The organism is Streptomyces misionensis (assembly GCF_007896895.1).
Classification (GTDB): Bacteria; Actinomycetota; Actinomycetes; order Streptomycetales; family Streptomycetaceae; genus Streptomyces; species Streptomyces misionensis_A.
In genome coordinates, this window is the sequence record NZ_VOGW01000016.1 from 39,003 (window position 1) to 45,215 (window position 6,213).

The following is a 6,213-nucleotide window of genomic DNA, read 5'->3' on the forward strand; positions in this document are numbered from 1 at the left end:
TTTCGAGTCGGCGTGTCGCGCTGACATGTCAGGGCTTCCTTCCCCGCTTCCCCCCTCCGCTCCCCTGCCGGGTACCCCTCCTTCCACGGAAGCCCGAGGCTCTGACGCGCCCCTGACGCCGTGGCCCCCAACCGGTGCCGGGGCGGCGCCGATCAGGAGTTCAGATAGGTGAGCACGGCGAGCACGCGCCGGTGGTCGCCGTCGCTCGGCGCCAGGCCGAGCTTGAGGAAGATGTTGCTGACGTGCTTCTCCACCGCGCCGTCACTGACGACGAGCTGCCGGGCGATCGCCGAGTTCGTGCGCCCCTCCGCCATCAGCGCCAGCACCTCGCGCTCGCGCGGGGTGAGCTTGGCCAGCACGTCCTGCTTGCGGCTGCGGCCCAGCAGCTGCGCGACCACCTCCGGGTCCAGCGCCGTACCCCCGTCCGCGACCCGCACCACCGCGTCCACGAACTCGCGGACCTCCGCGACCCGGTCCTTGAGGAGATAGCCCACGCCCCGGGAGGAACCGGCCAGCAGCTCGGTGGCGTACCGCTCCTCCACGTACTGCGACAGCACCAGCACCCCGAGCCCGGGGTGCCGCCGGCGCAGGGTCACGGCCGCCCGCACCCCCTCGTCGGTGTGCGTCGGCGGCATCCGCACGTCCGCCACCACCACGTCCGGCAGCGCGCCCTCGCCGGCCAGATCGGCGATGGTCTTCACCAGCGCCTCCGCGTCCCCCACACCGGCCACCACGTCATGCCCCCGGTCGGTGAGCAGCCGGGTCAGGCCCTCCCGCAACAGCACCGAGTCCTCGGCGATGACCACGCGCACCCTGTTCTCCACGATCCTTGCCCCCGTACACCCGGTCCCGTGACGCCGCCCTTCGGGGACGCGCCTTCCGTACGGGACCCAAGCATTCCAGGAAACGGCCGGGAGCGTGCCGAGCCCTGTGGATAACTTGTTGAGGAAGGCTGTATCCGCAGGTCAGCCACGCCAGGGCAGCTCCGCGATCACGCGGGTGGGGCCGCCCGCCGGGGAGTCCACCAGCAGCACGCCGTCCACCGCGTCCAGCCGGCCCCGCAGACCCGCGAGGCCCGAGCCGGCCGAGGCGTCCGCGCCGCCCACGCCGTCGTCGCTCACTTGGAGCATCAGCCGGTTCTCCGAACGCCAGACATCGACCGAGGCGGAGCGTGCCCGGCTGTGCTTGGAGACGTTCTGCAGCAGCTCGCAGACGGTGAAGTAGGCGATCCCCTCGATGGCCGGCGCCGGCCGGGACGGCAGGTCCACCTCCACCCGGACCGGCACGGTGCAGCGGGAGGCGACCGAGGACAGGGCCGCGTCCAGGCCGCGGTCGGTCAGCACGGCCGGGTGGATGCCCCGGGCCAGGTCGCGCAGCTCCTGGAGGGCCGTCTTCACCTCGCCGTGCGCCTCCTCCACCATGCGGGCCGCCGCCTGCGGGTCCTCCCGCAGCTTCTCCTTGGCCAGCCCCAGGTCCATGGCCAGACCGACCAGCCGGGCCTGGGCGCCGTCATGCAGGTCGCGCTCGATGCGGCGCAGGTCGGCGGCGGCCGTGTCCACCACGACACCCCGGTCCGACTCCAGCTCCACCACCCGCTCCGACAGCAGCGACGGGCCGAGCAGCCCCCGCACCAGCAGCCCGTCCACCGTCGTCAGGGCGCGCACCAGCCACGGCGTGGCCAGCGTGAACACCAGTCCGACCAGCGTGGTCACCGTGATCTCGAACGGGTTGTCCAGGTAGATCTGGTGGTGTTCGTCGCCGTAGAGCTGGAGCCCGGCCTGCCCCGCGTACATCGGGAAGACCCAGAACCACAGCGGGTAGGTCAGCAGGCTCCAGCCGAGCGGGTAGAGGGTCGCCGTCACGATGAAGGAGAACAGCGCCCAGGGGAACTGCACCAGCGTGTACAGCAGGTTCCGCCAGGAGGCGCCGCTCTTGAGGACCGCGCCCATCCAGGCCAGCGCGCCCGGCTTGTGCACCCGCAGCGGCTCCGGGCCCCGCACGTCCACGTCCAGCAGCGCCCGCGCCCGGGCCCGCTCCAGCGCGCCGAAGGCCCGGCAGCCGGCCAGGGCCGCCGCCAGCACCGGGACGCCGAGGAAGGTCACCAGCAGGCCCGCGCCCAGCGACACCATCGTCACCGTCCAGGTGAACAGCACCACCGAGACCGGCAGGCTCAGCAGGACGTACCCCAGCTCGCGCCAGGTGCGGGCCTCTATCGGCGCCCGCAGCGCGGCGGGCAGCCGGTGGCGGCGGCCGCTTTCGGGGGAGCCGGTGGGCCAATCGGAATCCCAGTCGTCGTACCCCTGTCCGTGGCCGTCGCGCCCCCGCCCGGGACCGTACCCGCCGTGTCCGTAGTCCGTGGCCATCGAATTCCGTCCCGTTCTCCTCGTGCGAGCGGCGCTTTCGGCCGTGACTCAAGACTCGTGCGCCGCGCCCCCGCGGACCATGGAGACCATCGGCCTCTTCGAGCGGGGGTTTTCCCCACCCCACCCGGTCCCGCGGACACCCGGCCGCCGCTCCCCGCGGCACCGCGTGGCAGTTCGTGCGGTGGTCCGTGCGGTGGTTCGCGCGGCAGTCCGTGGGGTGGTCCGCGCGGCTATTCCTCGCGGTCGCGCCAGGGCAGTTCGGCCGTGACCACCGTCGGGCCGCCGACCGGTGACTCCACGGCGAACAGGCCGTCCACCGCGCCCAGCCGGTCCGCCAGGCCGCGCATCCCGCTGCCGCCGTCCAGCCGGGCACCGCCCCGGCCGTCGTCCTGGACCTGGATCAGCAGCCGGTCCTTCGCGCGCCACACGTCGACCGAGGCGGACCGGGCCGCGCTGTGCTTGCTGACGTTCTGCAGCAGCTCGGAGACGGTGAAGTAGGCGATGCCCTCGATGGCCGCGGCGGGGCGGTCCGCGAGGTCCACGGTCACCTTCACCGGCACCGTGCAGCGGGAGGCGACCGAGGACAGGGCCGCGTCCAGGCCGCGGTCGGTCAGCACGGCCGGGTGGATGCCCCGGGCCAGGTCGCGCAGCTCCTGGAGGGCCAGCTTCACCTCGCCGTGCGCCTCCTCCACCATCGCCGCCGCCGAGTCCGGGTCCTCCAGCAGCTTCTCCTTGGCCAGGCCCAGCCCCATGGCCAGGTTGACCAGCCGGGCCTGCGCCCCGTCGTGCAGATCGCGCTCGATGCGGCGCAGGTCGGCGGCGGCCGCGTCCACCACGACACCCCGGTCCGACTCCAGCTCCGCTATTCGGCGCTCCAGCTCGTCCGAGGGGGACAGCAGCCCGCGCACCATCGCCCGGTCCACGTTGGCCAGGCCCCTGGCGAGGTACGGCAGCAGCGGCCACATCACGAACAGTGAGGTCAGCACGGTGCAGAAGGTGAGGATGCCCCAGGGCAGCCGTATCGCGTCGTACAGCAGCGTCCGCCAGCCCACCGGGTCCTTGACCGCCATCCACAGCCGCTGGAACACGCCCTCGCCGCGGGCCAGGGGCAGCGGCGAGGGCTCCTCCACCCGGACCCCGAGCAGCGCCCGGGCCCGCGCCCGCTCCAACTTGCCCAGCTGCCGTGAGCCCAGCAGGGAGAGCGCCAGCAGCGGCAGACCGACCACGGTCAGGGTGAGGGCGCCACCGACGGTCAGCACGGTGATCGCGTAGCAGAAGCCGAACACCGTCACCGGCAGGTTCAGCAGGAGATGCGTGATCTCCTTCCAGGTGTGCGGGTCGTAGGCCGGCCTGATCGGCGGCAGGCGTTCGGAGCCGTCGGGGCCTTCGGCGCCGCCGGTCCGGACGGGGCCGCGGGCCGGGCCGGTGCCGTATCGGCGGCCGGCGGCGGAGCTGGGTGCGGTCATGACGGTCAGCCTGCCGTGTGGGACACCTCTCGCGCCATGCGGTGCGCCGCCCTGCTCCGCCGGGGGAAAACCCCACCCCGGTCCGCCTCGGGGGCTTCCCCCGGGGGGCCGGGGCGGCGCGGCCCGCCCGCCCGCGGACCTCTCCCGGCGTGACTGCCTGCTTACCGCCTCTTTATCAGGGCCTAGACTCCGATGCGTACAGGTCACGAGGTCAGGGAGCGAGGGACGGGACCGTGCGGGAGACGCTGGGGGACTCGACGGCCGCCACGGCGCACGTCATCGCGGCCGGCTACTTCCGGTCGTACTCGGCCGTGGGACTGCTCGCCGTCGTCGGCGTGCTGTTCGTCGCGGTCGCCTTCGGCGCCGGCCGGCTGCTGCGCCCCGTAGTGCCCACCCCGGAAAAACTCCTGACCTACGAGTGCGGCGTCGACCCCGTCGGCGAGGGCTGGGCCCACACCCAGGTCCGCTACTACGTCTACGCCTTCCTGTACGTGATCTTCGCGGTCGACTCGGTCTTCCTGTTCCCCTGGGCGACGGTCTTCGCCGCCCCCGGCTACGGCGCGACCACCCTCGTGGAGATGTTCATCTTCCTCGGCTTCCTCGCCGTGGGCCTGCTGTACGCATACAAGAAGGGCGTCCTGGCATGGACGTGACCCCGGACCCCGTGTACCTCCCGGAGCCCAAGCGGCTCGGCGCGCTGGCCCGACTGGCCCCCGAGCCCATGAAGGTGGTCCTCAACTGGGGCCGCCGCTACTCGCTCTGGGTCTTCAACTTCGGCCTCGCCTGCTGCGCGATCGAGTTCATCGCCGCGTCGATGGCCCGCCACGACTTCATCCGGCTCGGCGTCATCCCCTTCGCGCCGGGGCCCCGCCAGGCCGACCTGATGGTGGTCTCCGGCACGGTCACGGACAAGATGGCCCCGGCGGTCAAACGGCTGTACGAACAGATGCCCGAGCCGAAGTACGTCATCTCGTTCGGCGCGTGCTCCAACTGCGGCGGGCCGTACTGGGACTCGTACTCCGTCACCAAGGGCGTCGACCAGATCATCCCCGTGGACGTGTACGTCCCCGGCTGCCCGCCGCGCCCCGAGGCGCTGCTCCAGGGCATCCTCAAGCTCCAGGAGAAGATCGCCGCCGAGTCGCTGGGGGAGCGGTACGGCACCGGCGCCGCGCGCCCGTCGGCGGCCGCGCTGCAGAGCGGACTGGTGCGGCCGCCGGCCCCGGCCGGTGACGGCCCCGAGGGGGACGCGCGATGAGCACGGCCGGCTGGCTGCCCGCCCCCGCCGCGGAGCTCTTCGGGCCCGACGCGGTGGCCGAGGAGTCGTACGAGGTCCTGACCGTGGACGTCCCGCCGTCCGCCTGGCTGGATGCGCTGGAGACGGCCCGTACGACGCTGACCTGCACCTACTTCGACTGGCTCAGCGCGGTGGACGAACCGGGTGTCGGCTTCCGCGTCGCGGCCCACGTCGTCGCCCTGCACCCGGTGCGGCGCCTTCTGCTGCGTACGACGGTTCCGCACGAGGCGCCGGTGCTGCCGTCCGCCGTCGGCGTGTACGCGGGCGCGGCGTGGCACGAGCGGGAGACGTACGAAATGTTCGGGGTGACCTTCGAGGGTCACCCGTCGCTCGAACACCTGCTCCTCCCCGAGAACTTCGAGGGCCACCCCCTCCGCAAGGACTTCGTCCTGGCCGCCCGCGTCGCCAAGGCGTGGCCCGGCGCCAAGGAGCCCGGCGAGTCCGAACACGGCGGGCCCAAGCGCCGCCAGATGCTCCCGCCGGGCGTCCCCGACCCCAACGAGTGGGGCCCCCTCAAGGGTCAGCTCCCTCCTGCCCCGGCGGCGGAGGGCTCGGCGAGCCTGCCCGGCGCCACCGAGGGGGCCGCTCCGGCGGGCCCGCGTCGGATGCGCAGTGCGAGTGAGGGTTCGGCGAGCCAGGCGGCGGCAGCGGAGGGCGCTGGGCCGGCTCGTCCGCGCCGGATGCGGAGCGCGAGCGAGGGCTCGGTGAGCCAGGCACCGGCGGGGGAGGGCGCCCCGGCTCGTCCCCGCAGGACGCGGAGCGCGAGTGAGGGTTCGGCGAGCCAGACGCCGGCACGCGGTGCGGACGCGGTGGAGCGGAAGCAGGCCGCGGCCGAGGGCGATGCCGCGCGGGCGGCGCGGACCGCGGAGGGTCCCGCGGCGGAGGCCTCGGTGGCGCACGAGCCCGGTCCGGCACCGGCCCGCCCCCGTCGCGACCGCAGCGCCTCCCAGGGCTCGGCCTCGCAGCGCGCCACGGGGCCGACGGAACAGGCACCCGGTCCGGCCGACACGGCCCGCCGCCCGGCACCGCGCAGCTCCGACGCCCCGTGGCACCACGCCCGCCCGGCCTTCGACGAGCAGGAACCGGGGGA

General features: G+C 73.8%; 6 protein-coding genes. 3 read left to right on the plus strand and 3 right to left on the minus strand.

Features of this window, described 5'->3' with window-relative positions; translation table 11 throughout:
- Positions 1-152: 152 nt before the first annotated feature.
- The 3 genes from FRZ03_RS02595 to FRZ03_RS02605 form a co-directional block, all read right to left on the minus strand.
- On the minus strand, positions 153-812 hold the full coding sequence (locus FRZ03_RS02595; RefSeq protein ID WP_315902616.1) for a response regulator transcription factor: 660 nt from the start codon (positions 810-812) through the stop codon (positions 153-155).
- A gap of 153 nt (positions 813-965) precedes the next feature.
- Positions 966-2,363, minus strand: coding sequence for a sensor histidine kinase (locus tag FRZ03_RS02600; RefSeq protein ID WP_146463535.1), 1,398 nt, complete (start codon positions 2,361-2,363; stop codon positions 966-968).
- 230 nt (positions 2,364-2,593) lie between these two features.
- Positions 2,594-3,829, minus strand: coding sequence for a sensor histidine kinase (locus FRZ03_RS02605; protein ID WP_146463536.1), 1,236 nt, complete (start codon positions 3,827-3,829; stop codon positions 2,594-2,596).
- A gap of 233 nt (positions 3,830-4,062) precedes the next feature.
- On the opposite strand from FRZ03_RS02605, the gene FRZ03_RS02610 reads away from it, so the two are divergent.
- The 3 genes from FRZ03_RS02610 to FRZ03_RS02620 form a co-directional block, all read left to right on the plus strand.
- Positions 4,063-4,482: an NADH-quinone oxidoreductase subunit A gene (locus tag FRZ03_RS02610; RefSeq protein WP_146463537.1), complete on the plus strand. Its 420-nt coding sequence runs from the start codon at positions 4,063-4,065 to the stop codon at positions 4,480-4,482.
- The gene (locus tag FRZ03_RS02615) at positions 4,473-5,084 is read left to right on the plus strand and encodes an NADH-quinone oxidoreductase subunit B (RefSeq protein WP_146463538.1); all 612 of its coding nucleotides are present in this window, start codon (positions 4,473-4,475) and stop codon (positions 5,082-5,084) included. The genes FRZ03_RS02610 and FRZ03_RS02615 overlap by 10 nt, the downstream gene beginning before the upstream one ends.
- Positions 5,081-6,213 (plus strand): NADH-quinone oxidoreductase subunit C (locus FRZ03_RS02620; RefSeq protein ID WP_146463604.1); only part of this gene is annotated, 1,133 nt, incomplete at its 3' end. The genes FRZ03_RS02615 and FRZ03_RS02620, both read left to right, overlap by 4 nt.

Bases quoted from the DNA above. Each gene is read 5' to 3' on its own strand.
- FRZ03_RS02600 (WP_146463535.1), bottom strand. From the start codon at position 2,363: ATGGCCACGGACTACGGACACGGCGGGTACGGTCCCGGGCGGGGGCGC.
- FRZ03_RS02605 (WP_146463536.1), bottom strand. From the start codon at position 3,829: ATGACCGCACCCAGCTCCGCCGCCGGCCGCCGATACGGCACCGGCCCG.
- FRZ03_RS02615 (WP_146463538.1), top strand. From the start codon at position 4,473: ATGGACGTGACCCCGGACCCCGTGTACCTCCCGGAGCCCAAGCGGCTC.